1 protein-coding gene is annotated in these 922 nt (G+C 74.8%); it reads right to left on the minus strand.

Annotated elements, in window-relative coordinates; translation table 11 throughout:
- Positions 1-716: Holliday junction branch migration protein RuvA (gene ruvA, locus D8M29_RS14305; RefSeq protein ID WP_238693427.1), on the minus strand; the 716-nt coding region annotated here is incomplete at its 3' end.
- Between the last annotated feature and the right edge of the window lie 206 nt (positions 717-922).

The raw sequence follows: 922 nt of genomic DNA on the forward strand, positions 1-922 counted from the left end.
CAGCCCAGGCCGGCCATCGCCTGCACGACGTCGGCGTGCCAGAGCGCCTCGCCGGTCGGCTCGGCGCTCGCCTCGGCCTCCGCCTCGGGCACCGGCTCCCCGGTGGGCGCGAGGCGGCCGGAGTGCTCGACGGTGCGCTTGCGCGCCCTCGTCGGCCCGAGGCCGGGCACGCGGGTGCGGGTCTTCTCGTCCTCCTCGGTGACCGCCCGGCGCACGGTCCCGGGGGGGTGGACGGAGAGGATCGCCAGGGCGCGGCGGGGACCCACGCCGTGCTCGGCGCTCGCCTCGGCCTCCGCCTCGGGCACCGGCTCCCCGGTGGGCGCGAGGCGGCCGGAGAGCTCGACGATGATCTTGCGCGCCATCTTCGGCCCGATGCCGGGCACGCGGGTGAGGGTCTTCTCGTCCTCCTCGGTGACCGCCCGGCGCACGGTCTCGGGGTGGTGGACGGAGAGGATCGCCAGGGCGAGGCGGGGACCCACGCCGTTGGCCGTGATGAGCACCTCGAACACCTCGCGCTCGTCGCGGTCCGCGAAGCCGTAGAGGGTCAGGGCGTCCTCCTTGACCACGAGGTGGGTCTGCACCGCCCCCGGCCGGCCCTCGTGCAGGGTGGACAGCGTCTGCGGGGTGGCGGAGAACTGCACACCCAGGCCGCCGACGGCGATGACCGCCCGGTCGAGGGCCACGTGCTCGACGGTGCCGCTGAGCGAGGCGATCATGAGGGGCCCTCCTGTCGGGACGGACGGACGCCGGCCGGCGCGGATTCGAACATATCATCGAACGCCGGCCCGGCAGCGGCCTACCGGCGACGCCCGCCGCCCGCCGAGCGCTCGGCGTCGAGCCAGGCCCCCTGAGCACGGAAGAGCGTCTAGTGGGGAACGAGATGCTTGGCCGGTGTCGATCTCGTCGGGGTCGAGCTCATGAA

The sequence above is a fragment of the Micrococcus sp. HSID17227 genome, assembly GCF_003989405.1.
Taxonomy (GTDB): Bacteria; Actinomycetota; Actinomycetes; order Actinomycetales; family Micrococcaceae; genus Micrococcus; species Micrococcus luteus.